20 protein-coding genes and 2 tRNA genes are annotated in these 24834 nt (G+C 35.4%); 1 reads left to right on the top strand and 21 read right to left on the bottom strand.

Going from position 1 to position 24834, the window contains the following annotated elements:
- Nucleotides 1–6: 6 nt before the first annotated feature.
- The 4 genes from DW721_RS13400 to DW721_RS13385 all read right to left on the bottom strand — a co-directional run bounded on the left by DW721_RS13400 (nucleotide 7) and on the right by DW721_RS13385 (nucleotide 6728).
- The gene (locus tag DW721_RS13400) at nucleotides 7–3747 is read right to left on the bottom strand and encodes a CDP-glycerol glycerophosphotransferase family protein (protein ID WP_243036027.1); all 3741 of its coding nucleotides are present in this window, start codon (nucleotides 3745–3747) and stop codon (nucleotides 7–9) included.
- A gap of 94 nt (nucleotides 3748–3841) precedes the next feature.
- Nucleotides 3842–4249: a glycerol-3-phosphate cytidylyltransferase gene (gene tagD, locus DW721_RS13395; protein ID WP_022013563.1), complete on the bottom strand. Its 408-nt coding sequence runs from the start codon at nucleotides 4247–4249 to the stop codon at nucleotides 3842–3844.
- Nucleotides 4250–4298: 49 nt separating this feature from the next.
- A complete protein-coding gene (gene hisC / locus DW721_RS13390) occupies nucleotides 4299–5351 on the bottom strand; it encodes a histidinol-phosphate transaminase (protein ID WP_118746057.1) in 1053 nt (350 codons plus the stop codon).
- Nucleotides 5352–5537: 186 nt separating this feature from the next.
- Nucleotides 5538–6728, bottom strand: coding sequence for a pyridoxal phosphate-dependent aminotransferase (locus DW721_RS13385; RefSeq protein WP_118746056.1), 1191 nt, complete (start codon nucleotides 6726–6728; stop codon nucleotides 5538–5540).
- A gap of 987 nt (nucleotides 6729–7715) precedes the next feature.
- On the opposite strand from DW721_RS13385, the gene DW721_RS13375 reads away from it, so the two are divergent.
- Nucleotides 7716–7788: transfer RNA gene (locus DW721_RS13375), tRNA-Lys, on the top strand.
- A gap of 247 nt (nucleotides 7789–8035) precedes the next feature.
- Here DW721_RS13375 and DW721_RS13370 read toward each other — a convergent pair.
- From DW721_RS13370 to DW721_RS13285, 17 genes are all read right to left on the bottom strand, one after another.
- On the bottom strand, nucleotides 8036–8920 hold the full coding sequence (locus tag DW721_RS13370) for an LPXTG cell wall anchor domain-containing protein (RefSeq protein ID WP_022013813.1): 885 nt from the start codon (nucleotides 8918–8920) through the stop codon (nucleotides 8036–8038).
- A gap of 95 nt (nucleotides 8921–9015) precedes the next feature.
- Nucleotides 9016–9807, bottom strand: a complete 792-nt coding sequence (srtB, locus tag DW721_RS13365) for a class B sortase (RefSeq protein ID WP_182436332.1) — start codon at nucleotides 9805–9807, stop codon at nucleotides 9016–9018.
- A gap of 364 nt (nucleotides 9808–10171) precedes the next feature.
- Nucleotides 10172–12394: an ATP-binding protein gene (locus DW721_RS13360; RefSeq protein WP_118746053.1), complete on the bottom strand. Its 2223-nt coding sequence runs from the start codon at nucleotides 12392–12394 to the stop codon at nucleotides 10172–10174.
- A gap of 114 nt (nucleotides 12395–12508) precedes the next feature.
- Nucleotides 12509–13423, bottom strand: a complete 915-nt coding sequence (locus DW721_RS13355) for a cation transporter (protein WP_022013811.1) — start codon at nucleotides 13421–13423, stop codon at nucleotides 12509–12511.
- 131 nt (nucleotides 13424–13554) lie between these two features.
- The gene (locus DW721_RS13350) at nucleotides 13555–14445 is read right to left on the bottom strand and encodes a YitT family protein (protein WP_243036026.1); all 891 of its coding nucleotides are present in this window, start codon (nucleotides 14443–14445) and stop codon (nucleotides 13555–13557) included.
- 253 nt (nucleotides 14446–14698) lie between these two features.
- A tRNA-Lys gene (locus DW721_RS13345) sits at nucleotides 14699–14771 on the bottom strand.
- Between the two features lie 875 nt (nucleotides 14772–15646).
- Nucleotides 15647–16600 carry an Abi family protein gene (locus DW721_RS13335; RefSeq protein ID WP_055946343.1) on the bottom strand — a complete coding sequence of 318 codons (954 nt, stop codon included), beginning with the start codon at nucleotides 16598–16600 and terminating at the stop codon, nucleotides 15647–15649.
- A 187-nt stretch (nucleotides 16601–16787) separates the two neighbouring features.
- Nucleotides 16788–17555 (bottom strand): hypothetical protein, encoded by a 768-nt coding sequence (locus DW721_RS13330; RefSeq protein ID WP_118746052.1) that lies wholly within the window; start codon nucleotides 17553–17555, stop codon nucleotides 16788–16790.
- Nucleotides 17556–17842: 287 nt separating this feature from the next.
- Nucleotides 17843–18475 (bottom strand): ABC transporter ATP-binding protein, encoded by a 633-nt coding sequence (locus DW721_RS13325; RefSeq protein WP_118746085.1) that lies wholly within the window; start codon nucleotides 18473–18475, stop codon nucleotides 17843–17845.
- 117 nt (nucleotides 18476–18592) lie between these two features.
- A complete protein-coding gene (locus DW721_RS13320; protein ID WP_118746051.1) occupies nucleotides 18593–18985 on the bottom strand; it encodes a hypothetical protein in 393 nt (130 codons plus the stop codon).
- Nucleotides 18972–19712, bottom strand: a complete 741-nt coding sequence (locus DW721_RS13315; RefSeq protein WP_118746050.1) for a hypothetical protein — start codon at nucleotides 19710–19712, stop codon at nucleotides 18972–18974. Before DW721_RS13315 ends, DW721_RS13320 begins: the two co-directional genes overlap by 14 nt.
- The gene (locus DW721_RS13310) at nucleotides 19699–20493 is read right to left on the bottom strand and encodes a hypothetical protein (RefSeq protein WP_118746049.1); all 795 of its coding nucleotides are present in this window, start codon (nucleotides 20491–20493) and stop codon (nucleotides 19699–19701) included. The genes DW721_RS13315 and DW721_RS13310 overlap by 14 nt, the downstream gene beginning before the upstream one ends.
- Nucleotides 20484–21107: a hypothetical protein gene (locus DW721_RS13305; RefSeq protein WP_118746048.1), complete on the bottom strand. Its 624-nt coding sequence runs from the start codon at nucleotides 21105–21107 to the stop codon at nucleotides 20484–20486. Before DW721_RS13305 ends, DW721_RS13310 begins: the two co-directional genes overlap by 10 nt.
- Before the next feature lie 265 nt (nucleotides 21108–21372).
- Entirely contained in the window at nucleotides 21373–22767 is a 1395-nt protein-coding gene (locus DW721_RS13300) for a leucine-rich repeat protein (RefSeq protein WP_182436331.1), read from the bottom strand.
- A 223-nt stretch (nucleotides 22768–22990) separates the two neighbouring features.
- A complete protein-coding gene (locus DW721_RS13295; RefSeq protein WP_118746046.1) occupies nucleotides 22991–23332 on the bottom strand; it encodes a hypothetical protein in 342 nt (113 codons plus the stop codon).
- A gap of 233 nt (nucleotides 23333–23565) precedes the next feature.
- Complete coding sequence (locus DW721_RS13290) at nucleotides 23566–24186, bottom strand: hypothetical protein (protein WP_118746045.1); 621 nt, start codon at nucleotides 24184–24186, stop codon at nucleotides 23566–23568.
- Nucleotides 24187–24192: 6 nt separating this feature from the next.
- Nucleotides 24193–24822: an ABC transporter ATP-binding protein gene (locus tag DW721_RS13285; protein ID WP_118746044.1), complete on the bottom strand. Its 630-nt coding sequence runs from the start codon at nucleotides 24820–24822 to the stop codon at nucleotides 24193–24195.
- Between the last annotated feature and the right edge of the window lie 12 nt (nucleotides 24823–24834).

The raw sequence follows: 24834 nt of genomic DNA, 5'->3' as shown, positions 1-24834 counted from the left end.
ACAATATTAATATCCTTTACTCTTAAGATAGATATAAGTACGCTCACTGTTCTTATCATCTATATACTCAAAGTAATGATTGTGATTTTTCTCATCATCCGGCAAAAGTGCAAAATCTTTATTTATGCAGTCTTCTATATTATCTATAAGTTCCTCTTTCTCATATGCGTGTCGTCCAAACAATTCATTTTCCATATCAATATAACTTCCATGAGCATTATTATAATGGTCAAGGTCAAACTGATAGAAGATTACCGGTTTCTTCTGATAATAAACATCCCAGCATACACTTGAATAATCTGTTATAAGTAAATGACATTTTTTCATAATCTCATTTAATGGCTTCTGTCCAAATGGAACCAATGTTATTCTCTCACCCGTTTTTTTGAAGTTCTTAAGGTATCCTGCAAACTTTGGATGAATGTAGAATATCATCCTTGCATCGTTCTTCTCCAATATAGCGTCAAGCCGCTCGCTCTGAAGAAGACTTGAATAATTCTTGTAATATTCACTCTTCAAGAAATCTTCATCACTTACCTCCTCAAGCCATGAACGCCATGTCGGCATAAGAAGTATAAGTTTATCATCTTTTGTCGAAGTATCCTCAAGAACATCCCATCTTGTAAATCCCGTAATAGGTGATTTTGCCTCGGAATAATCAAGATATTTTACTACTATATCCTGCTCAAACTTTGAAGTTGTCGCAAAATAGGTCATAGGACTGCTTCCCTTTCTTCCAAACAGTGGTCCGACCTGTTTAAGAGCCGTAACTCCATGCTGGAGAAAGAATATAGGTCGTTTGTCAATCTTTGACCTGATAAGGCTCGTCTTGCATCTCCATGCGTAAAGATGCGTTCTGGAGTCCGATGCAACATACAATACGGCGGCAAGTACATATAAAACATGTTTCAGGCTCATAAACTGTATTATATGGTCATCATATTCTTTAATCTTCTCATAATCAGGAGCTTTCTTATCTATTACATAATAAATATTTTTCTTCTCCTCATCCGAGAGATTTTCCATACAATACTTAAAGAAATAATATCCGTTGTCCTGTGCCATCGAACAGAATTTCTCATATACAAGCCATATCTTCTTTCTCTTTAATAAAGGCTTAAACAATACATATATTCCGCTCGCAGCTATCTCTTTAACTTTCGTCGAATACGCATCATATTCTGAATCCTGACGGTAGAGGAATGCAAGACAGCCTCCCTTTGTATAATAAGGGAATGTCATATGCCCCTCGCCTGCCGAATACTGTCTGTTTGTGATATAAAATTTATTTTTCCAGTAATTATTTACAAATCTTGCCCTTATCTCATTTTCAAAGCCATGTTTGTCTGCAAGTATTCTTAAATCCCAATAAAGCTCTCTTAAGTTCATCTCAGCAAAATTGATATATGCGGTAATAAAATAATGAACATCATTTTCCTTTATATCGTATTTGACTGGAATGTCATAGGTAAGTGCACTTCTGTATCGGAGCACTACATCCTTAATCTTAAGACCATCCTGCTTTCTCATCTTCATATATACGGTACAGGTGTTTTTGCTGGACTTAATCTTTTTAATCTTTGCCTGTGTGTACTCATCAACAATCTTCTCCGGTCTGCGGAGCGTGATTGAAATCGTTCTGTCTCCATTTCTTGAATATGGAATAACAGCCACTTTTCCCTCTTCATAGAAGCGTATGCTGTCCGGATCCCCGACTTTTTCTATTATGCACGGAGCAAGATATGCATCCGGCTTATCATACTTTTCTGCCCCTGCATCTGCTTTTTTAGCAATTTCAGGACAATAGAATGTTCCGATAAATTTTTCTTCGGACTCCATGTCCACAAATTCGGCTGCAAGCTGGTATCTTCCGACCGGCGACATTTTTTCATTCCATTTTTTGAAATCTTCGTGAATAACTCCGTTCTTTCTCTCCTCGTCTGAAAGTTCTCTCATACACAATATAGAATAATCTTTCTCAAGAAGCATAAAACTGAGTGGTACAAAACGCTCTTTATTTCTTACGGTTAATGTAATCCCATTTTCACCGCTCTCTATATCTGACTCAACCGGTATTCTCTCAGTATTTCTTGTACCACAGCCCTCCGCTGCAATATAAAACTCTCTGAGATACGGTGTCTGAACCTTTAAATTAGGGAAAGTTCTCTTAAGTTCTCTCTCCTGCAGTCTTGCAATGACAGATTTAACACCAAGCTTATACAAAAACTCTTCCCAGTAGGTTCTCGGTGTTGTATTTGTGATTATGACATAATCAAAGTCATAATTGTAATCATCATACAGTATGCAACTAACCTTTTTTCTAAACCACTTCTTCTCAAACTGTACAATATCGTTATCCTTTGAAAACTGTTTGATAACTTCAAAGTCACCTTTTGTCGATGCTTTCTGAGGATGTATGATTCTTCTGGGTTTCTGTCTGTTTTCTGAATAATCCTCAACTATCATACCTTCTTCCTTGCCGTATAATACAAGGTCGAGCATTTTAGCAGGTGCATCGAGCGAATCATATTTGATGAACTTCTCGCAATAATCTCCATCATCATAGCTTGCACCGAGTATCTTTTCAGATACAAGCCATTCCTTTAAATCTTCGAGTTCATAAAGTTTTACAAAAGGAAGTTCTTTTATATCAAAATAAGTTCCTCTGTCTGACATATATTTATCATAGTCATACATATAGAGGATAATAGGCTTTCTCGTAACTGAAAAGTCAAAGAATACACTTGAATAATCCGTTATAAGTGCATCAACACTATTTAAAAATTCATATTTATCAACCTCAGCCGGAAAGCTCTTAATATGTTTATAATCTCCAAGCTGTATGCTGTTTTTAAGTATCGGATGGAAGTTTACATATAAAATCTGGTTATCCTTGAGGTTTTTATCAAGGTACTGCATCATCTTCGTAACTTCTCTGCCGTAAGCATTCTGATTTACTGAATGATTGCTCGTACCGCGCCATGTAGGCATATATGCATATACGACCTTGTCCTCAAGACCAAGCTGCTTTCTAACCTCTTTCGCCTTTTCCTTATCCATAAAGATACTATTTCTCGGATAACCGCTGAGTGCAACTTTTCCCGTATATAAAGGATTGAGATTGTAATCCTCCATAATCGCATTTTTGGTGAACTCATTTGGATGCATAAGATAAGTAGCCTGCAAGAAGTTATGCTGAACATTATACATTGACTCGATACCCTTACGCATCTGCTTTCCAAGAGTCTTTAACGGTGTTCCGTGCCAGGTCTGAAGATAAACCTGCTCATCCTTTTTTATAAAATACACCGGAAATGAACTGTTATTAATAAGATATTTTGCTGTTGCAAGTACCTTTAAATATTTATAAGAAGTAATACTTACAAGCTTCACCGGAATATTATTTGCTTCAATAAATTTCTTGTGTGTCTCATAGTCCTGTGGATTTGTACTATAATAAATCTCATATTTGTCCGCATCTTCTCTCGATAAAAGTTCCTTTAAAATATAAAATGGAGAATCTGAGATTGTCGAACCATGAAACGACTCAAACAATATCCTGTTCTCCACAACAGGACAGTGCTTATAATAACTGCCATAAAAAAACTTCATTTTTGGTGCTCTTTTCAGTATTCTTCTGGCATTGTTTTTCAACACATGGTAACCGCTTACCATTTTTGCCCTCGCCTTATTTATAAACATCTTAAAAATCCTTTCTAAACACTTGTAAGGGACTGTCGTTACCAACAGTCCCACCTATTAAGTCAGGCGGATATTCACAATCCGCTCTGCTGTCTGCTCATAACACTATTAGCTGCTAGTGTTAAAATATTCAGGTTTATCAGTCCTCTTTTTTCTGACCATTAATACCTAAATCTTTTTTTATCTTTGATGTAGAAATCCCCTCTGTTCGTGGCAGATACACAACCTCACAATAATCTTTAAGGAAGTCAAACTTGCCTTCCCAGTCATGTCCCATAACAAACACATCTATATCATTATCTACAACATCTGAAATTTTCTGTTCCCATGTATTTTCAGGAATAACTTTATCGACATATCTTATCGCTTCAAGAATCTGCTTTCTATCCTCATATGAGTAATATGCCTTTTTATTCTTTATGGCATTGAACTCATCTGTTGAAAGTACAACTATAAGATAATCACCAAGTTCTTTCGCTCTTCTTAATATGTTTATATGCCCTACATGAAGCAGGTCAAATGTTCCGTAAGTTATTACTTTTTTCATCTTTACCCTCCAGTATGATACAGTTGTAAAACATCCATATTTTTTTATACTATACTATTTTCTTTAACTCGTCAATGAATTTTTCCATCTCAGCCATCGTTCCTATTGATATACGAAGATAGTTTCTTATGCGTTCACTCGAAAAATGTCTTACAAAAATATGTTTTTCACGAAGTTTATCAAAAATCACTTCCGCATCCACCGTACTGTGTTTTGCAAAGATAAAGTTTGTCTTTGAGTCACCAAAAGTAAAGCCGAGTGCTTTAAGCTCTCTTTTAGTCCACTCCCTTGTCTCAATTATCTGATTTTTGGTTGCCTGGAAATAATCCTCATCCTCAATAGCCGCAACACCTAAAGCAACTGAAAGTCTTGTCATTGGATAACTGTTATATGAAAATCTAACATCATTCATAGCCTTGATAAGTTCAGGATTGCCCATCGCATAGCCTATTCTCATGCCTGCCATTGAGCGTGACTTTGAAAAAGTCTGAACAATAAGCACATTATCGTACTCTTTTGTCAAATATAAGGCAGACTCTCCGCAAAAATCAACATAAGCTTCATCTATGATAACAACAACATCACGATTATGTTCTATAACATCTCTCAGGAAACTCTCATTCTGCACGATACCTGTTGGTGCATTTGGATTTGCGATAACAACTCCGCCGTTTTCCTTATAATAATCTGCTGCCACAAGATTGAAATCATCATCTAAAGCCGGTCTTTCAAACGGAATATTAAAAAGTGTTGCCCACACATCATAAAATGAATATGTTATATCCGGGAAAAGTATCGGTTTTTTGCTGTTAAAAAATGTCATAAACGCTATCGCAAGCACATCATCAGAACCCACACCGACAAATACCTGGTCCGCTCCAACCTCATATCTTTTTGCTATCGCATTTACGAGAAGTGACGAATCAGGATCCGGATAAAGCCTGAGTGTATCAAGTGCGAAATTTGTCAGCACATCCCTTGCCTTCGGTGATGGTGGATATGGATTTTCGTTAGTGTTTAACTTTATCATATCACTAAGCTGTGGCTGCTCTCCCGGTACATATGGGTCTATAGTTCTTAAATTGTCTCTCCAACTGCTCATTGTAATCCTCCGTCTGATTTATTGTCTTATCGGCTTTTCCGCCGTTTTTATAGAAAATTTTATTTAAATTTTTATTTTTCAGCCGCTCATTCTGTTTTTATATCATTATTTGTTTATTTTTTTACTTTTTAACCATTTATTCTTTAGTGAAAAATTTAGCTGTGTTTTTATTTTTCAGCGGCTTGTTTATTTCAATCCATAACTCTGTGCAAGCTTCTCAAATGCCGCAAACGACCTTTCTATCATCGCCTTTTCCACACAGTAAGCAATCCTTACATATCCCGGACACATAAATGAACTTCCCGGAACTATCAAAAGATTAAACTCTTTTGCCTTTGCCGCAAATTCCACATCATCAGGCTCTGCCGTTTTCATCCAGAGATAGAAAGCACCCTGCGGCTTTACACACTCAAAGCCAAGTGATGTAAGTTTATCATACAAAAGTGTACGGTTTGTGTCGTAAATTGAAATATCAGTGCTCGCATCAAGGCATTTCTTTATCACAAGCTGCTGAAGTGACGGTGCATTTACAAATCCTAAAATCCTGTTTGCAACATTTGCCGCCGCAATAAGATTTTCAAAATCGTCTGCTTCATCAGGAATAACAAGATAACCGATACGCTCTCCCGGAAGTGACAATGACTTACTGTATGAATACCCAACAATAGCATTATCATAATATTTTGTAAGATATGGGACTTCGACCCCATCGTATGCAAGCTCTCTGTAAGGCTCGTCAGCTATAAGATAAATCGCCGTTCCGTATTCTTTCTGCTTATCCTCAATGACTTTTGCAAGCTCCTTTATCGTCTCCTCCGAATATACAACTCCCGTAGGATTGTTTGGATTGTTTATGATAACCGCCTTTGTCTTAGGTGTTATCTTTTCCGCAAATTCTTTTATATTTGGCTGAAATGATGGTGGATTAGGAGAAACCGCAACTATCTTTCCATCAAAGTTTGCCACATAATTATTGTACTCTCCAAAATACGGTGCAAATGCGATAACCTCATCCTCCGGGTCTATTATAGACTTAAGAATAACATTAAGACCTCCTGCCGCACCTACCGTCATCAAAATATTTTTCTGGGAAAAATGTGTGTCAAACCTTTTATTAAGTGACTGTGCTATAGCTTCTCTTACATCCTCAAAACCAGAATTATTCATATATCCATGTAAACGGTTTGGATCCTCGTTAGATGCAATATCAATAATTGCTTCATTCACTTCTTTAGGTGGAAGTGTGCTCGGATTACCCAAACTGAAATCATATACATTTTCTGCTCCGTATTTTGCCGCCATTTTCTTTCCTTCCTCAAACATGGCACGGATTACAGAACTTCCTTCAACATATTTAACCATCTTTTTTGCTATCATTTCAAACCTCATTTCTATACTTAACTGCATTTAGACCAATGTAAAATCCACTCATAAATTCATAGGCTGAAAACTAATGTGTTTGCGAGTGAACAATAACACACTTCCCTCTAAGTATAGCACTCTTATATGGCATATGCTAGATTTTTTTGTAATAGATTTTGCTGTTTGGTAACAGTTCAGCCATAAAAAGATAATTGGCAATACAATGAGCTTGTTCATTGTATTGTTAAGTAGCTTTTTATGGTAGAATAGCCTTGCATTTCTGAAATGAGGGCAAAGCCCTCGCGAGCACGCTCAGATGGAACAAATTTATTTGTTCCATCTTCACTTTGCTTTCGCGTAAATAAACAAAAGCTGCAAAGCAGCGACTGACAGCTCGCTGGCAGGTTTATGAATGTAAGAAATGCAAGGCTGAACTGTTACGCTGTTTGACGATACCCAAAATACAAGAATAGACACAGCGAAAATAATTCTCATAATATGCATATTGCAAATCATTTTTACATATGCTATAATGTCGTTAGACAAAAGGAAGTTATGTTCCATAGCGAACACAAAACAAAACCCCCGATGCTGCTACATCGGGGGTTTTTATTCCTATTTTTTGCGTGGAAGGCTTAATACCACAGGCTAGTTACCAATTATTTGTCACCATCTAACCATTTGATAATGTAATGACAAATCACACCACCCATGACAGTAACAAATATGGAAGTTATGTACTCCATAGCAAACACCTCCTTTCCTTGCCGGTATAGGAGATGGCAACGAATTTATTCTATCATATAAATTTACAAATTACTACAAAATAATCAACTGAATTACTTTTGCTGTCACAAAATCACAAATATAAGGCAGCTACAAATACTGTTCAAAAAAATAATGGTCACAAAATAAAATCCGTATTTTCAAAAAAAGTGCTTGCATTTGCATAAACATTCTGATATAATCTGATTGTTGTCGAGTTGAAAAAAGACAATATATGCGCTTCTAGCTCAGTTGGCAGAGCACCTGACTCTTAATCAGGGTGTCCAGGGTTCGAACCCCTGGAGGCGCATTGCAACATATTCTATTTCTTAGGTTCCACGAAAGTGGAATCTTTTTTATTGTATAGGAAAATGCTCGTAAAGCAGTGGGGCACCAGGAGCAAAAAACATCATAAAATATCACCACATAAAAACCATCCCACTATTATTATGTCATATCAAAAAAAACGCCACAACGGGCGTTTTTCAATTTAACTTTATTTTCAAAATATGATGCAGGGTGCAAAAAACATTTTGACCCCTGCATATTAATATCATTTATACAATTTTTCTTCTCTTTAACAATACAAGTCCAACACCGATAAACACAATTCCTGCTGCTCCGGCATATCTTGTATCAAAATCCTGTCCTGTTTTCGGAGCTTTATAGCTGCCTGTATGATAATTAACCGGTGCTTTTCCCGACCTTTTAAGAGCCTGTACAGACTTTGAACTTCCTGACTTAGTACCGCTCGTACCACTGCCGCTTTTACTCTTATTGCCTGTTGACTTTTTCTTGTTCGTAGTTTTTTTTGCAGTCGTCTTTTTCTTCTTTGATTTGCTGTCACTTGAACCCGATTTGTCAGCTATCGCTATAATAGTAGTATCCCCTGAAACCGAGTCTATTGTCAATACTCCACTGTCGTATGAATATCCGCCTGAAACTTTCTTTCCGTCTACGGCAACTGAAACTTTTGAACTTTTAAGTTTATATCCGTCATTTGCAGTAAGCTTGACAGAAAAAGATGTTCCTGCCTTTACATTGCTTTCACCCTTGCTCGCCGTAACACCATAAAAGTCATACGAAACCTTATATGTGGATTCTCCACTCGAACCGCCTTTACCCTTAGCTGTGATAACAGTATTTCCATAAACTTCATCTATGGTAAGAACACCGTTTTCATATGTATATCCATCAGTAAGCGTTGCACCGTTCATCGTAACCGTAACACTGTCAGGAAGTGTATATCCATCCTGAGGAGTAAGCGTGATGCTCATTGAACTTCCCTGATTTACAGTTGTTTCCTGTGATGATGCCGTAAGTCCCGTGAGATTATATGTAACTGAATATGTATCATTTTCATCAGCAGATGCAAAACCTGCTCCGTACATACATAATGCCATAACGACAACAAAAACCATTACCTTTTTTATCAATTTCATACTATCCTCATTTCTGCACACTTTTTATATCCGTTAAGTTTGTGTCAAATGTGCACAGACACAAATCTTGTGAGTTAAATTTTTTCACATTAATCTCAATTTCTTTTTGCAATAACAAAAAGTCTTCCGTTTTTTTCTACGCTGTTACAAGTAGACAAAGTTATAAGCTTATCCCCATATTTCATTTTAACCCCTGTATCATAAACTTCCAGACTTTTAATCTTTTCTTTAAAGTTGTCAAATTCCTTCTCACCGGCTGCATTAAGAAAATCATAATATTTAAAAGTATCAGCAGACTCATCCGTTATCTTGGAAAGCCCTACAGCCACAATCTGATAATCATATCTTTTATACAAAGTATCAAATGACATAGTCTTGTGTTTCTCATAATATGACTTATCGAGATAATATTGGAGCGTTCCAAAAATAGAACCGTTTTTCATATTATGTCCATACAATATAACATTGTCATCCGGTTTAAAAACATCATTGCGGGCATCGGCAAAAACTGCTCCCGACTCGTCATCCTCACCGTCAAAATTATGGTCAAGATAAAACTCCTGATATACGGTACTTTGAACCACCGGATAATTTATCTGTGTGCCATTCACCACAAGCCATCCGACAAGGTCTGAGTTTGTCTTATACAGATTTCTGTACTCCGGAAGTATTTTTGATGTATCAATCCCATTTCCATTGTCACTCGAAGCTTCTTTTAGCTGCTGAAGTTTTCTAATCTCAATAGCACTTTTATAACTCTGGTACTCACCAAATCCAAATACCAAAATAAGCAAAACTCCGATAAGCACAAACAAAATTCCGACCTGTTTTCTCTTTTTACTGTTTTTTTTATGCTTTTTCTTTTCTTTATGCATATTTTTCTTCATATAAATATACCCTCTAAAAAAAATGTCAAGGATATTCACAATCCACGCAGACACATAGTAACAGTTCAGCCTTTCATTTCTTACATTCATAAACCTGCCAGCAAGCTGTCAGTCGCTGCTATGCAGCTTATGTTTATTTCATTTCAGAAATGAAAGGCTATTCTACCATAAAAAGGTACTTAACAATACAATGAACAAGCTCATTGTATTGCCAACTATCTTTTTATGGCTGAACTGTTACGACACATAAAATCAGTATAAACTATATTCTGACATTTTTCAATAAAATCCAAGCAGATATTCACAATCCTCTCTGTTGCCTGTTACTGTTCAACCTACTGTGTGACCGGCAACGATTACAGTGTTAAGCTCTTTTACAGTCCACATACCGCTTTATAAGATTTTCAAGTTCTATATAGCCTATCGGCTTTGAAATATAATCGTCAAATCCCTCTGACAGATACATACTCTTTGCTCCAAGAACCGCATTTGCAGTCATCGCTATGACCGGAGTATCTTTATTAGGTGAATTTTCCATTTTTCTTATAAGTTTTAATGTCTCTATCCCGTCCATTCCTGGCATCATATGATCAAGAAGAACAAGGTCATACCTGTTGTTTTTCATAAGTTCAAGGCACATCTCTCCGCTGCTTGCAACCTCCACATTTATATCAGTGACACGAAGCAGTTCTTTTACAACTATCCTGTTTGTCTCAACATCATCGACAACAAGAATTTTTGCATCAGGTGCACTTATATGTGTATCCTCATGTTTTTCCCTGTTTTGCAGCTTCAAAACATTTTCACCGTTCTTCTCGTGCACTATCCTTTGCAATATCTGGACTTCAAAAACGGAACCTTTTCCAAATTCACTCCTCACACTTATCTCTCCACCCATAAGCCTTACGAGTTTTCTTGTGATGGCAAGACCAAGTCCATTCCCCTCTATCGTATGATTTCGCTGTTCTTCCGCCCTCTCAAACGGTGAAAAAATCCTTTCAATATCTTTCTTTTTTATACCACGCCCGGTATCTCTTATCTCAAATATCAGCATTATACTCTCCTTATCAGCCTTTTCCCAGCCGACACCGAGCGTAATCTGACCCTTATCCGTATATTTAACGGCATTGTTCATGATATTGATAATAACCTGCTTAATTCTCAAAACATCACCATGCAGATACATTGGAATATCCTTTGCCATATCAAGCCGGAACTTAAGCCCCTTTTCCCTGATTTTCAAAGAAACAAGATTGATTATATCATTGATTACAAACTTAAGATTATAATCCTCTGCAACTATATTTGTCTTACCCACCTCAAGCTTAGACAGATCAAGAATATCATTTATAATACCGAGCAATGTCTGTCCCGCATTTTTTATGTACGAAGCATACTTTGAAACCGTCTCAGAGTCAGACTCTCTCAAAATCATCTCATTCATTCCCAGCACCGTATTTAACGGTGTCCTTATCTCATGACTCATCTGTGCAAGGAAATTTGACTTTGCATTATTTGCATCATCTGCACTCTTTCTTGCTGCCTCAGCACTTTTCCTTGCCGCCTCAAGAGCTTCAATAGTCTTTATCTTATCTGTAAGATCATCAATGATAATAATATATCCCATTGTCTCGCCGTACTCATCAGATATCTGGTTTATATCAAGCCGGCAGTGAGCACCATTCGCCCTGCACCTTACATCTATCTTATTAGAATACCCACCATATTTAAGTTTTTCATTTCCCATTTCAAAAAGATCTGTAAACAAAACATTCTCACAATTTTGTTCTGAAATTTTCAGAAAATCCGTCGCACTTTTATTGACAATCCTAAGTTTCTTATTGTAATCATATATAAGAATCGGCGATTTGACCGAATAGTAAACAAACTCTGATACATTTTCCAGCTTAACTTTATTTTTATTTATAAAAAGATAAATTCTGTAAAGAAGCAGCACCCCAAATAACTGTGACAGTGTGCTTCCCGGAAAAGCATTAAATCCAAACACCGGCATTATCGTATCAAGCAGCATACCGGCAACAATAACACTCTCGCAAAACAACAGGCGTTTACCTACGATACGCTCCCACTTGCGCTCTCCGTTTTTTTTCATAAAACCACTGAGTGCAAACAAGCCTATAGCACACACAATACAATATATATCATATAATGTGTTCCATATTCCCGGAACAAACACATATGTCATACCTATTGCAGACATATGATATACCGTATTGCTTTTCTGCATTAAAAACGGATATAGCAGAATTGCCGAAAAAGCAAAGCCTTTTATCGCACTTATCCACAATCTCTTTTGTCCACACCATCTTGCAATGACTAACATAGCACATATCATATACATAAATGTGCCGACCATACCCGCACACCGCCAGTAATATGCACGAAGCGGATCTGTCTGAATCCATATAAATCCAAAACAGAAACTCCAAATGGAACTTCCTATACATACAAGTGCAAAAAGAATATTATTTATTTTTAATTTTTCCCTACTACGCAAAACACTCGCTGACATTATCGTAGTACAGACAAAAAAACCGAACATCACATACGATAGTATTCTGCCCATATCGCTCAACTCCTCTACATTGGCTGTCCCGTTCACACCTATTATGCATCCGTCAGCCTAAAATGCACTTCACCGTCACTATCTTTTAAAAGTACATTATCATATTTACAAAATTTAATCAGGCAGACTTGGAATAAGTTCAACATAAACCTGATCAAACTCCTTTCTAAGTTCTGCTCTGATGTCATTACGAAGCTGCAAAAGAATTTTTGTATTTATCAGATCATTGTGACTTTTAAAATAAATCTCAACCCATGTTTTTCTTCCCGTCTGAATAACATCAAGAAATTCAATATCACAATACACCTTGTCCATATGCTTTTCCGCAACAAATCTTATACTATCCATTATATCCTGTTCGGGGGCAAAAAGCACCAGATTTTTCAGATTTACAAAAATCATTTTCACCGGTTCTATAAGAAGGAAACAAGCCATCACTATGGCAACCACAGGATCGACATAATATGCAATCCATGCAAACTGCGTTTTCTTAACAAGTATCTGTATAAAAAAAGCAACCGCCACACCAAAGCTTGAGATAATATCCAGTTTCCATATGTAAATCTCCGCCTGAATCGTTAGAGAAGCGTATTTTCTGCTGAAATAGTACATTAAAATATAGATTATAAGACACCCCGCACATACCGCAAGCTCAAAAACAGCGATACTCCCACCATCAACATGCCTGCCCCCGTGAAAAATCGTATAGAGATTGTCCCACACGAGCTGAATCGTTATAACAAGCAAAACGCTGTATTTGATAACTACAAAGAGAGACTCCACCTGCGAAAATCCATACGGTCTTTTTTCCGTGACCGGCTTATACAAAAGAGGTACGAGCACCATAAACGGTCCTATCATTATCAAATCTGTAACATCAAAAATACAATCCATCAAAAGCGAATGTGATTTTGTATAATATGCCATAAATCCTTCTGACAGCATAAACAAAATACTTCCTATTAAAGAGATATTCATGATAATCTTTTCGTATCTCATTTTGTTTTGATTTTTTTCATTTTCTCCCACACCAAAACCTCCCTCATTCCCGATTTTTTCATTTTATAAGCTGCTTCGCACCCCGACTGCCGCCTGTAACTTTGTTTTTCTTCTTCCATGTACTTTTTGCCTGTATCTTTCCGTTTTTTTCACATTCAATATCAAAGATGTTTTTCAAACCGTCCCATGATGTTAAGACCATCCTTCTCAACAACAAAAGCGTGCTCATCAATCTGCTTTAACTCTCTCCTAAGCTGTGCACACTCATATTTAGATAAAATAACAATCGTCATATAAGTCTTTTCCTCAGTATAACCGCCCTTTGCCTCCCACCATGTAGCATCACGCTTAAACTGCTTCACTATATAATCCATTATCTGAACAGGTTCTTTCTTGGTAAAGATAATAACCTCAGCATTTATATTCTGCGTGTGAGTGCGGTCTGTCACGAGCATACTTACTGCCGAATAGATTATACAATAAATTGCCGTCTGAACGCCAAACAAAACAGCACAAATTCCATACACGACGGCATTTAACATGAGTGAAATCCTGCCGACCGAAAATCCCTTAAACTTCTTTGTAAAGAACATTCCTACAATATCCATTCCACCGCTTGAACCACCTGACCTCAAAGCAATACCTATACCTGCACCACCAAATATACCACCTATGATACTCGCTGAAAGTGCATCCGCAACAATAGGCTTAGCCGGTATCGGCACAACACTCAGAAACAAAGTCTGACTAACCACACACACAAGAGTTCTCGCAAAAAAATTCTTACTTATTGAGAAATATGCCAAAATAAAAAGTGGCACATTGAGAAGCATATTGATAACACCTGCAATATCCGTACTTCCCGAAAAAAGATGCAGATACCTGACAAGAAATGTTCTGATTATCTGACTGACACCAAGCACTCCACCATTATACAGGTCAGCGGGCACGATAAAGAAATTTATGCCCATAGAAAAAATCAGCATACCCACGACCGCCGTAATATTTCTTTTCCAAAATTCCATCTGTTTATGAGTTATAATAATTCCCATAGCAATCCTCATCTCCGTACAATTATTTGTACACATCAGATATGCTTCAAGTGTGTATCAAATGTATGCATACACAAATCTGATGTGCAATTTTTTACTGTCCTAATTTTATTATCGGCATTTTTTCATCTCTTAATTCCATAAAAGAGAGCAAAACCAGCATTTTGCTCCTAGTGTACTTTACGAACATTTTCCTATACAATAAAAAAAAGTCCCTACCCAACAGACCAAACTGCCAAACGAGGACTTTCAATGCGCCTCCAGGGGTTCGAACCCTGGACACCCTGATTAAGAGTCAGGTGCTCTGCCAACTGAGCTAGAAGCGCATACAATATAAATAACACCGCTGTCTTGCGACAACGATATTACTATATCACACTGTTTTTTATGTGTCAACAGTTTTTTACAATTTTTTTCATCTTTTATGACTCAGACGGAGTGATAAGGTCTCGGCTGTTTTATTGTAATCCATCTTCTCCCAGTCAAAAAGGGGCTTGTGAAAATAATCATGAATTCATAAGAAGAATACTTCTGGCCTTATTTTGACTGATGAATACTATTTTGATGAAAATCAGCCACGCAAAGTAAGAATAAAGATTTCTGTATCAGCAGAAATGTCATTATTAACACTAAAAAAGCCGGAGTCCTACGCAGTTGGGATGAGCTCCATAACACTCTCTTTGAGACATGTACGGATAATTATGGACTAATTCCAATATATTTTTATCATCATCTGATAGTGTTAATTCCTTGCTTTGGGTAGTTTGGTGTGTTTGGGTAGCCACACCATTGACACCAAACTCACCTTTTACCTTACGGTACATATTTACTCTGAAATCGCCATCAAAATCAATCAGCCCTGGCTTTGGTAATCCGTACTCCTCACAGGCTTCAAATAACCTCGGTATTCCGGTTCCCCATTTTATGTTTGATCTGCCGTCATGTAATATGGTTCCTGTATCACACGACTAAATTTTCTTGTATCACTTGCAAGTGGTTATCCCTTACGGACAATTAAAGTATATCAATGCAGGTATTTAATAAAGAGAACCCAGAAGGTAAGTTACTGGTACTGATGGGAAAATTTGCGAAAAAAAATAGGCAGCTCTCTTTCGAACTGCCTACCCGCCAATGGGATATTCGGATCAGGGCTTTACCCACGCCTCCCTACGGATATTACTATTATATTCAAACATTACTATTAAAATTCACTGATTTCATCGTATAGTATCTCCCATTGTTCCGGAAGTATTTTTAATGTATAAATATCTACACTGCTCTTTTTTATCAGTTTCACCAAATCCTTCTTCATGGACTTCGCATCTTCAACAGACAACAATTTCTTCAATGCGTATAATCTGGAATATAAATCATTGTTCTTAGGTAACAGATTTTCTGCATCTTTCTGATGTCGTAGTACAATGGAGGATTTCAGTCCAACCACCATGGAATTATGTGCACAATAATTTCTCAAATTTCGTACACCATCTAGCCATGTATCCACCAGTTCCGTATCTCCTTTAGAATATCTTTTCTCATGAAACAGATATGTAAGCACACCCTTTCTCAAATCGCCGCGAAGATAATTATACATCATTGACATAGTACCAAATTCCGTATAACTGAATGTTACCCATATTGGGAGTTTATTGGTATGCCTGTTTCCACCTTTACGATACTCTTTTAGTTCCGGATATTTAACAACATTTTTTCTCAGTTTTTCTTCTTTGCGTACAATATCATCATAGAAAACGCTTTCAAAATATTTTATATTCGTTTTTCTCTTCTTGGTATCCCTCTCTCCTCTTGACGGAGCATAATACTCCTTTTTCATATAAAAAGTCCCATCCTGTGCCTTTATCGCACAGGCATTAGATATTGCACTCTTAAATCGCACTTCGACACGATTGCAATAATAAATAAGTATTCTCCTCAGATCAACATCAAACTGATACAATGCAAACAATGCATCCTGTGACGATTTATAACCCACATTCTCAACATTAGAAAGCAAAAATTTTCCATATCTGCTCGCTCTAAAATATCCTGCATGCAGTAAAAAACGACGCATTCGTATTCGTTGTCTAAAAGACACATACTTTTTCATCATGTCTATCTGTTCTTCAAGCGTAATCGGTAATTCCTTTTGTGCCATTTTATCTCTCCTTTAGGTAAAAAAAAAGAATGGATATACCATTCTTAATCCCGCTAATGGGATATTTGGATTAAGGCATTACCCATGCCTCCCTACGGCCTATAATTATATTAACACATATTTCAGAACAATGCAAGGCACAACTTGCCGTCTCTGACAATAATTGACCCTGAACTGTTATAACCTCCTAAGCCCCATATCTGTTTGGAATAAGATTATGCATTTCCCCTTTTTTATCATACATTCTGATATAACCGTTAGCGTAAATATCTGTATCACTGTCAGTTTCAAACACACATACACTAAACTTAAGCATACCCGCTTTCTTTATATACATCTCACAATTCTGAGCTGCAACAGTCTGATTGCCAACCCTTATATACTTACAATCTGACGGTGCGACCACACTTAAATACATATTTTTTGAACATACGCCGCTTTCTTCCGGTTTACATATGGTATAAATATTTGCCTGCGTGTAATCTATACTTGCAAGATAATCTGCCGGAATAAAAAACTCCTTACTTTTAAATCTGCGGTACCTGTCAGACCTCGCTTTCACAGACACACGATACCCGTCAAACTTCTGCAAAACCGGAATATAATCCGAGTTCTCATTTTTGTCACTATAAGCAGCATTGTCTGAAACATCACCGGACTCCGACTCCCCATCGTCATATGGCTTTCCTACATCTGTCATTCTCAACCACAGATTCATATCACCTACCGGCTCACTTTTCCAGCTTCTATGTATAGAATTGTTTCTGTTAAAAATACTCATATCATTTTTAACTGATATATCCGACTTTGCCAATGCTGCTTTGACCGGCTGTGAAACTTTGGTCTTACTTGTTTTTCCACCAAAGAAAAATACTATGACAAATGCAAAAACCACCGCAAGCATTGCAATTCCAAGTAAAGTCCCTATTATATTTTCATAAATCTCTCTACGCATAACTTTTTCCTCCCTTTTGAACTTCCTGTATTTCCCGTATATATTTATTTCCCTTTGTTAATAAATATACTACTCTTTATTTTCTTAAGAAAAAAGTTATTAAACATTTAAGATTTGTTTAAGATTATGTTACTGTATTATTATTCATAAAAACTTCCCGGCTCCAGATAATCATGTAATGTATCTATTATTCCCTGTTTAAATTCCAAAATTTTTTTCATCTAATTTTTACTGCAGTGAAGTGTGTGTCCACAATCCTCTCTGCTACTTATCTGATAGTATTAAAATCAATCTACAAGTTTTCCCTCTTCCACTTCTATTATTTCATCGCACAATGCATCTAAATCCTCGGTTATATGACTTGCTATTATAATAAGCGTTCCGTCAGCCTTAAGTCTTTTAAGTATATCATAAAACTTTGCGATGCTCTCCTTATCAAGTCCGTTTGTCGGTTCATCAAGCAGTAAGAGTTTCGGCTTCTCCATAACAGCCTGTGCTATATTTAACTTCTGTTTCATTCCGAGAGAATATTTTTTTACTTTTCTTTTATCCTCAGGGTCAAGTCCCACATCCGCAAGACACATCCTTATATCATCGTCTGATACACTGTTGTTTATCTTGGCTAAAGCTTTCAGATTATCAAATCCTGTCATATCATCGACCATGCTCATATGCTCAATGATGATACCGACACTCTCCGGAAACTCAATATCTTTTCCGACAACCTTTCCGTCAATAACTACACTTCCCTCAGTCGGGAGTATAAGACCGCAGATACTTCTTAAAAGCATTGTCTTTCCACTTCCGTTTCTTCCATGAAGTCCATATACTTTTCCGCTTTCAAAAGTATGGTTCACATTTTCAAGTACCGTATTCCCCTTAATCTTTTTAGTAAGATTTTTAATCTCTATTTTCATAATCGTTCTTCCTTTCCGTATATCCATGTTATCTATAAATTTTTGTGAAACTATCATAAGCTATACTTAAATTGTAAGGATATAACAACTAACACAACATATAATCGGTTTCACAACCACCTAACTTTTTTTAAGTAAATCCACCTTTTTTATATATACACACAACACTCCTACAACAAACACTATCATAGCCAACACACACATAGTCGTCCATAATACATTTCCTGACATATCCTTTATTCGTGGCATACTTATATAATTAGCAAGATTAAACTGGTTTAGCCTTTCATATAGCTTCTGTTCTGATACATCACTTACACTAAGCATACGCTCATAAATATCTCCCCCTGAATACAAGCCACATATAAAAATCAAAGCATTTAATATATATGTATAAATACTGCTCTCAAACTCTATACCACAGTACATACTTTCACTGCACTTTCCAAGCATAAAACTTGAAAAGCAAATAAGAATTACTGATACGATTATTGTTGTCCTAAACTTCTTCATTTCCTATAATGTCCCTTTTCATAAATGTAATCTGTCCGAGATACATTAAAATAAGCGAAGTCAAAAACATCTTTGCAATATTTATAATGTAACTAAGCCCATCAAATTTATGCCTGGTAAACCATTCATCTGCAAATGCCATACACATTACAGGTATATTGACTGTTCCAATAATATAATAAAGCAATGTTAAAAATACATATATCATTCCTCCTATGATAAAATATATGTCCAAAAACATCATAACATTTCGCAAAAATAATAAAGTCATTCCTATCATAGATAAATAAGATACCATCATTATAAACCTTAAAATAATATATAAATAATAGGAAGTATCTGTCAAAACTGAATGTCTCACAAAAATACTCATAAGCATCACATCAGTGCAAATATATATAGCCGCAAAAAGTATAGAAAATATGCAGACTTTTTTTGTTTCTTTCTTTCCGTATCTGTTTCTTCCATATCTAAGTATTACATAGTTTTTATCTATGACAAAAATATAGCCAAATGACACCGAATATATAACAGGAATTATCATTCCTGCCATTTTTATGCAATTATTATATTTTTCATCTATTACATCAATAATATTGTCAACACTTATTTCAAATCTTCCAAAAATCATTGATAAATTCATTCCGACCCACAATATACTAAATGTAACCAGAACCATAATACAGACCATGCACCAATTTTTAATTTTTTTCTTATAACCTTTCACTTTTTTTCACCACCTTAAAATAAGCAGGTAATACACACAATATTACCAAGGGAATATATCTCAGCCAGTGCACAACAAATGATGTAAGGCTGCTTTCATCAATGAACGGCTGCAAAATAAATCCTATAAAAAAGTAATTGTTTCCAAAATAAACCCCCATCCATATTGCTGTCATAATAAGCATTGCAAGTTTTGCATCTTCAATAATAAAAATTATACTTTGGCATATTACAGCTAAAAGTGCCATGACTATTACATTTGATAAAAGAAACACTGCATATGCTGCATACGCATGATGTATGCACCAGTAATTAAAAGTTCCCACATCTTTTAAAGACCATTTTTCTACATCCATAAATCCATTTTTCCCATGAAGAAAAATACTTGTCATTATAATACTTATAATATTGGGAATTAGATTGATAATCACTGCAACAATTCCCGCCGTTACCAGTTTTGAAATAAAATATTGTTTTTTTTCTATCTTGCTACAATAAATTATATCCATATTTTTCTTTTTTTCCGAGACATATCTGTCACAATATGCAAAGATTAAAAATATAGGCATTATCCACAAAAAATAAGTTCTGTATTTTCCGTTTGCCGATATTCCATTTAAAAATGAAGCAAACGCAGGATGATAAGGATTTAAACTCTTTTTATCTGTTCCTGTATAAAATATTGAGTCAATAGTGTGTAAAATTCCTAATAAAGCTGCCAAAATAATAACAATCCTTGATTTCCATGATTTAAAAACTTTATATATTTCTGCTATAACCATTTTCCTTCTCCTTCATAAACAGAGTATTGATATATTTTACCTGATTTTGTATAAAATCTTATTTTTTTTGCATCTCTCACATCATAATCTGAACGGTACTTTCCACCTGAAAACATTGCCATTCTAAACTTGATAGTCCCATGCTCAACGGTGTCTATACTTCCCTCCTGTATATTTATTCTTTTCTTTCCCACCGTTATATAATCACAGTCTTTAGGAACAAAACAATAATAGTATGAATTATCAGAATGAATATTGTTTTCATCAGGTTCATATATTTCTATTTTCTCATATGTGACATCCTGCATATCCTGTTTCAACCTTACATACATATCAATATTGGATGACTCCTGATATTTTTCAGACCTAATGTTCACACCTGCCAAATCAGGTTCTTTTCCTGCCTCTCCGTCACAGATTTCCATGTATGCTTTATCTTTTCCTATCTTTTCACTTTTCCATGTCCCATTATTTTTATCGACCTTATTTATACGCTGCATACTTTTTATCTCATCAATTATCCCAAATTCATTCATGACAACAAAAGCAATCACAAGACACGATACTATTCCAACAAATATTTTTAAAGCCGAATTTATTATTTTTTTATTCATAAACTCTTCCTCTTTTCTTTTTCAAAAACATTGATAACCATGTTCTTTTGTTATTAAAAACACTATCATAACAACCTTACTAAAAAACAACCATACGGTTACCAAACGGTAAACATAACTTTCTACAAATACAAAAAACAGCTATAAACACTTATTTTTTCAGTATTTATAGCTTGTTTTTTATATCTAAGTTTCAAACACCCATATTTATTGCAGTAAAACGGATATTCACAATCCTCTGTGTTGCTTAACCGACAATGTTAAATTATTTTTTAGTTACATTTATACCCTGTTCAATGGCATCTTTGTCTGCAATCGTCTTATCGCTCATTACAATCTCTTTAAATCTGCCTGTGTTCTGATTATTGAATGTATATTTCTCAATTTTCAAAACGCTGTCAGGTATTGTTATCTTTTCAGGCATCTGAGTGCATTGTGCAAATGCTCCGGCATTTATTTCCGTTATTCCATCAGGTATTTCAAGCGAAGCCTCCTTACCGTCATAATCCGTCAGATATTTTTCTCCCCATATATACATTCCGTTCTGATATTTCATTTCTTTATCAAAAGTTTTATACAATTTTCTTCCGAAATATCCCTCTGTCAATAATGCCTTTACACTATCATATTCAAGAACAATGCCATTTTCAAATGTAATGTCACTCCATTTCAGATTTCCACTATATGCAGCACCCTCTTCACTTACGGCAAAAGGCACATCCGAGTTGGTCGTAATCTTTTCAATTCCTTTACCGATAACAATACTCTTCGGAACTTTAAATGAAAAATCCACATTCTTGCAGCTATCAGCAAATTTTAACACCGTATTTTTTCCGGCATACATAACAAATGTCTTTCCGTCCTTACTATATATATTGCCATCTACATTTTTATATTTCTTGTCTTTTGACCATACATATATCTTTTTTGCAGATATAATATCAGTATTTACTTTCTTTGTATTAAGCTGCGAATTAAATCTGACCGTGCCGCACTCCTCCGGAAAAGGTGTATCTTTACTCCATGAATTATCTGAATTGCTGCCATTGTCCGCATATCCGTTTCCATAAACATTAAATTCTCCCGGACATACAACTTCCTTTATTTTCTTACATCCCCCAAAAGCCCTGTCTCCAATTTTCTTTACACTTGATGCTATATTCACACTTTCAATATTTGTGCAGCTTCTGAATGCAGATGGCGGCAGCTCAGTAATTCCTTTCTTTACAACTACCTTTTTAATAGCAGTATTCTCCCAAAAAAGACCGCTTTCCTTAGAAAAAGCTTTGCCTTTTCCTTTAATCGTAAGAGTTCCTTTCTTTAATGAACAAACCACTTTCTTAACTTTAATCTTATACTTAAATATTGTGTTCTTTCCGGATACTTTTGCATTTATTATTGCAGTACCAGTCTTTTTTCCGGATATACTCAGTTGATTTGCTTTTTTATCAACTATTTTAATATTATTTTTTCCAGATACTACCGTCCATTTAATACTATTACTCTTGTTTCCTACACTAAGTTTTTCACTGTTCCCTATTGCAACCTGCACATTTTTACTAAAGCTTTTTGCTCCGACAGTTTCCTTTCCATAAAAAATTCCTCCTGCCATTGCAAGTCCCATCACCAGCAGATAAATTTCAGATTTAGATTTTTTCATATCAATCCCTCCCATGTAAATTCAATATTCAAAACTTCCTGTTATAATATATAACAGGAAAATTTTTAAAATGTTGCACATATTTAATTAAAATTATGACTCATTTTATCGACATTGCTTTTATTTTCCGAAATATTAAGCCTGTTAAAACCTATCATATGCCTATTCACATTAATAACACTGCATTTATTTTATAGAACTATTAATGGACTATGCAGATCACTCAAAAGCATACTATTATTTGAGAAAAATAATATTTTTTTCTACCTCCTCTTGTTTGAATATAAAACTTAACTCCTAATTTATTTTCATCGTAAAATGACATCGCATACGGAAAAACCACCAAAAATGGAAAAATAACCACTAAATAATCCCAGCATTGCATAAATGTATTAGCCATAAATACAGAATTTGCTGCCGGCATATTAAATTCAAAGTTTTTCATATATCTGATATATGTCACAAACGGAAACGCTATTGCTATAGCTAACATAACCGCAAATGCAACAATAAATGTTTTCTTTTTTGTCATCAACTTAAAATTTAGTTTTATGTAATTAAGCATACAAACCACCTCATCTTAATAGCCCTCACCCGGGTAGAGGTTAATGGTGAGGGTGTATTTTGTTTCCTCCCTTTTGAACTTCCTGTATTTTCCGTATATATTTATTTCCCTTTGTTAATAAATATACTACTCTTTATTTTCTTAAGAAAAAAGTTATTAAGCATTTAAGATTATGTTACAGTATTATTATTCATAAAAACTTCCCGGCTCCAGATAATCATGTAATGTATCTATTATTCCCTGTTTAAATTCCAAAATTTTTTCAAAGTTTTTTCATCATTACAAAAAAATTCACTATCACGCACATTCTTATACTTTGTATGTTTTTTACCTTTTTTACAGACATAACTTTTATTTTCCGAAACATTAAGCCTGTTAAAACCTATCATATCCCTATTCATATCGATAACACTGCATTTATTTTCATAATCTTCATACACCTTATTAGCAAAAAGGATATAATTGTCCCCATTTTTTATATAGTTTGTAAATCCCATTCCGGCATTGTTTCTGCTTTCAACCCACACATCACCTACTACATACATTTTCTGATGATAATCTTTCGTATTGATTTTTCCTTTTACAACCCTTATCAATTCTACATCCTGAACTAATGCCCCGTGAACAAATTTTCTGTTTTTTCTTCCTTTTACTTCTAATATTAATTTGCTTCCTAATGCCTCCTCCCTGGCTTCTTCTAATAGCGGCTGATAGTCTTTTCTAAAAAAAGAAACGACCTGTTCACCTGCATTTTTCTCATCATTTAACGCATCACTTCTTGCATTATGTGCAACAATCCCCGCAACAGCCGCAATCAGACATATCAATGATATTATGCTTATTTTTAACTTCATCTAAATTCACTCCTTTGTCAGAACCCCACTATTCATATGATAAATTTCATCTGCAAGTTCCCTAATATCATCTTTACTATGACTGGCTAGTAATATAACTGCCCCTCTTTTCTTTTCTCTCCTTATAAGTTCCCAAAAATCTTTTACAGTCTTATCATCCAAACCATTTGTAGGCTCGTCCAGAAGCAATACATCCGGTTTTTCCATGATAGCCTGTGCAATCGATAATTTTTGTCTCATTCCCAAAGAATACTTTCCAACAGATTTCTTTTCATCTGGATTAAGACCGACATCTTTCATTGCCTGTCTTATTTCTTTTTTCCCTATCTTCTTATTTATATCTGCCAGAAACTTTAAATTCATATATCCTGAAAATTCAAGATACATATCCGTATTTTCTATAATAATACCAAGATTTTTCAAAATACGCATATCACGTCCAAGCAGCATTTCATCCTGCCAGACCTCCCCTTCAATCCTCATAAGACCTGACATTCCTCTAAAAAGCATGGTTTTTCCGGAGCCGTTCCTGCCCACTATTCCATAAACTTTTCCACTCTCAAATTCAGCATTTATGTTATCTAATATCTTTTGGTTCTTAATAGTTTTAGACACATTATTCAACTTTATTTTCATTCTGCCACTTCT

The organism is Clostridium sp. AM27-31LB, assembly GCF_003480745.1.
Lineage (GTDB): Bacteria > Bacillota > Clostridia > Lachnospirales > Lachnospiraceae > Butyribacter > Butyribacter intestini.
Note: the sequence above shows the minus strand (reverse complement) of the source record. Positions and strands in the feature narration are given on the sequence as shown.

What these genes read in the sequence shown, in the direction of transcription:
- tagD (WP_022013563.1), bottom strand. Translation starts at nt 4,249, where the DNA reads ATGAAAAAAGTAATAACTTACGGAACATTTGACCTGCTTCATGTAGGG.
- hisC (WP_118746057.1), bottom strand. Translation starts at nt 5,351, where the DNA reads ATGAGCAGTTGGAGAGACAATTTAAGAACTATAGACCCATATGTACCG.
- DW721_RS13385 (WP_118746056.1), bottom strand. Translation starts at nt 6,728, where the DNA reads ATGATAGCAAAAAAGATGGTTAAATATGTTGAAGGAAGTTCTGTAATC.
- DW721_RS13370 (WP_022013813.1), bottom strand. Translation starts at nt 8,920, where the DNA reads ATGAAATTGATAAAAAAGGTAATGGTTTTTGTTGTCGTTATGGCATTA.
- srtB (WP_182436332.1), bottom strand. Translation starts at nt 9,807, where the DNA reads ATGAAGAAAAATATGCATAAAGAAAAGAAAAAGCATAAAAAAAACAGT.
- DW721_RS13360 (WP_118746053.1), bottom strand. Translation starts at nt 12,394, where the DNA reads ATGGGCAGAATACTATCGTATGTGATGTTCGGTTTTTTTGTCTGTACT.
- DW721_RS13350 (WP_243036026.1), bottom strand. Translation starts at nt 14,445, where the DNA reads ATGGGAATTATTATAACTCATAAACAGATGGAATTTTGGAAAAGAAAT.
- DW721_RS13335 (WP_055946343.1), bottom strand. Translation starts at nt 16,600, where the DNA reads ATGGCACAAAAGGAATTACCGATTACGCTTGAAGAACAGATAGACATG.
- DW721_RS13330 (WP_118746052.1), bottom strand. Translation starts at nt 17,555, where the DNA reads ATGCGTAGAGAGATTTATGAAAATATAATAGGGACTTTACTTGGAATT.
- DW721_RS13320 (WP_118746051.1), bottom strand. Translation starts at nt 18,985, where the DNA reads ATGAAGAAGTTTAGGACAACAATAATCGTATCAGTAATTCTTATTTGC.
- DW721_RS13310 (WP_118746049.1), bottom strand. Translation starts at nt 20,493, where the DNA reads ATGGTTATAGCAGAAATATATAAAGTTTTTAAATCATGGAAATCAAGG.
- DW721_RS13305 (WP_118746048.1), bottom strand. Translation starts at nt 21,107, where the DNA reads ATGAATAAAAAAATAATAAATTCGGCTTTAAAAATATTTGTTGGAATA.
- DW721_RS13300 (WP_182436331.1), bottom strand. Translation starts at nt 22,767, where the DNA reads ATGAAAAAATCTAAATCTGAAATTTATCTGCTGGTGATGGGACTTGCA.
- DW721_RS13295 (WP_118746046.1), bottom strand. Translation starts at nt 23,332, where the DNA reads ATGCTTAATTACATAAAACTAAATTTTAAGTTGATGACAAAAAAGAAA.
- DW721_RS13290 (WP_118746045.1), bottom strand. Translation starts at nt 24,186, where the DNA reads ATGAAGTTAAAAATAAGCATAATATCATTGATATGTCTGATTGCGGCT.
- DW721_RS13285 (WP_118746044.1), bottom strand. Translation starts at nt 24,822, where the DNA reads ATGAAAATAAAGTTGAATAATGTGTCTAAAACTATTAAGAACCAAAAG.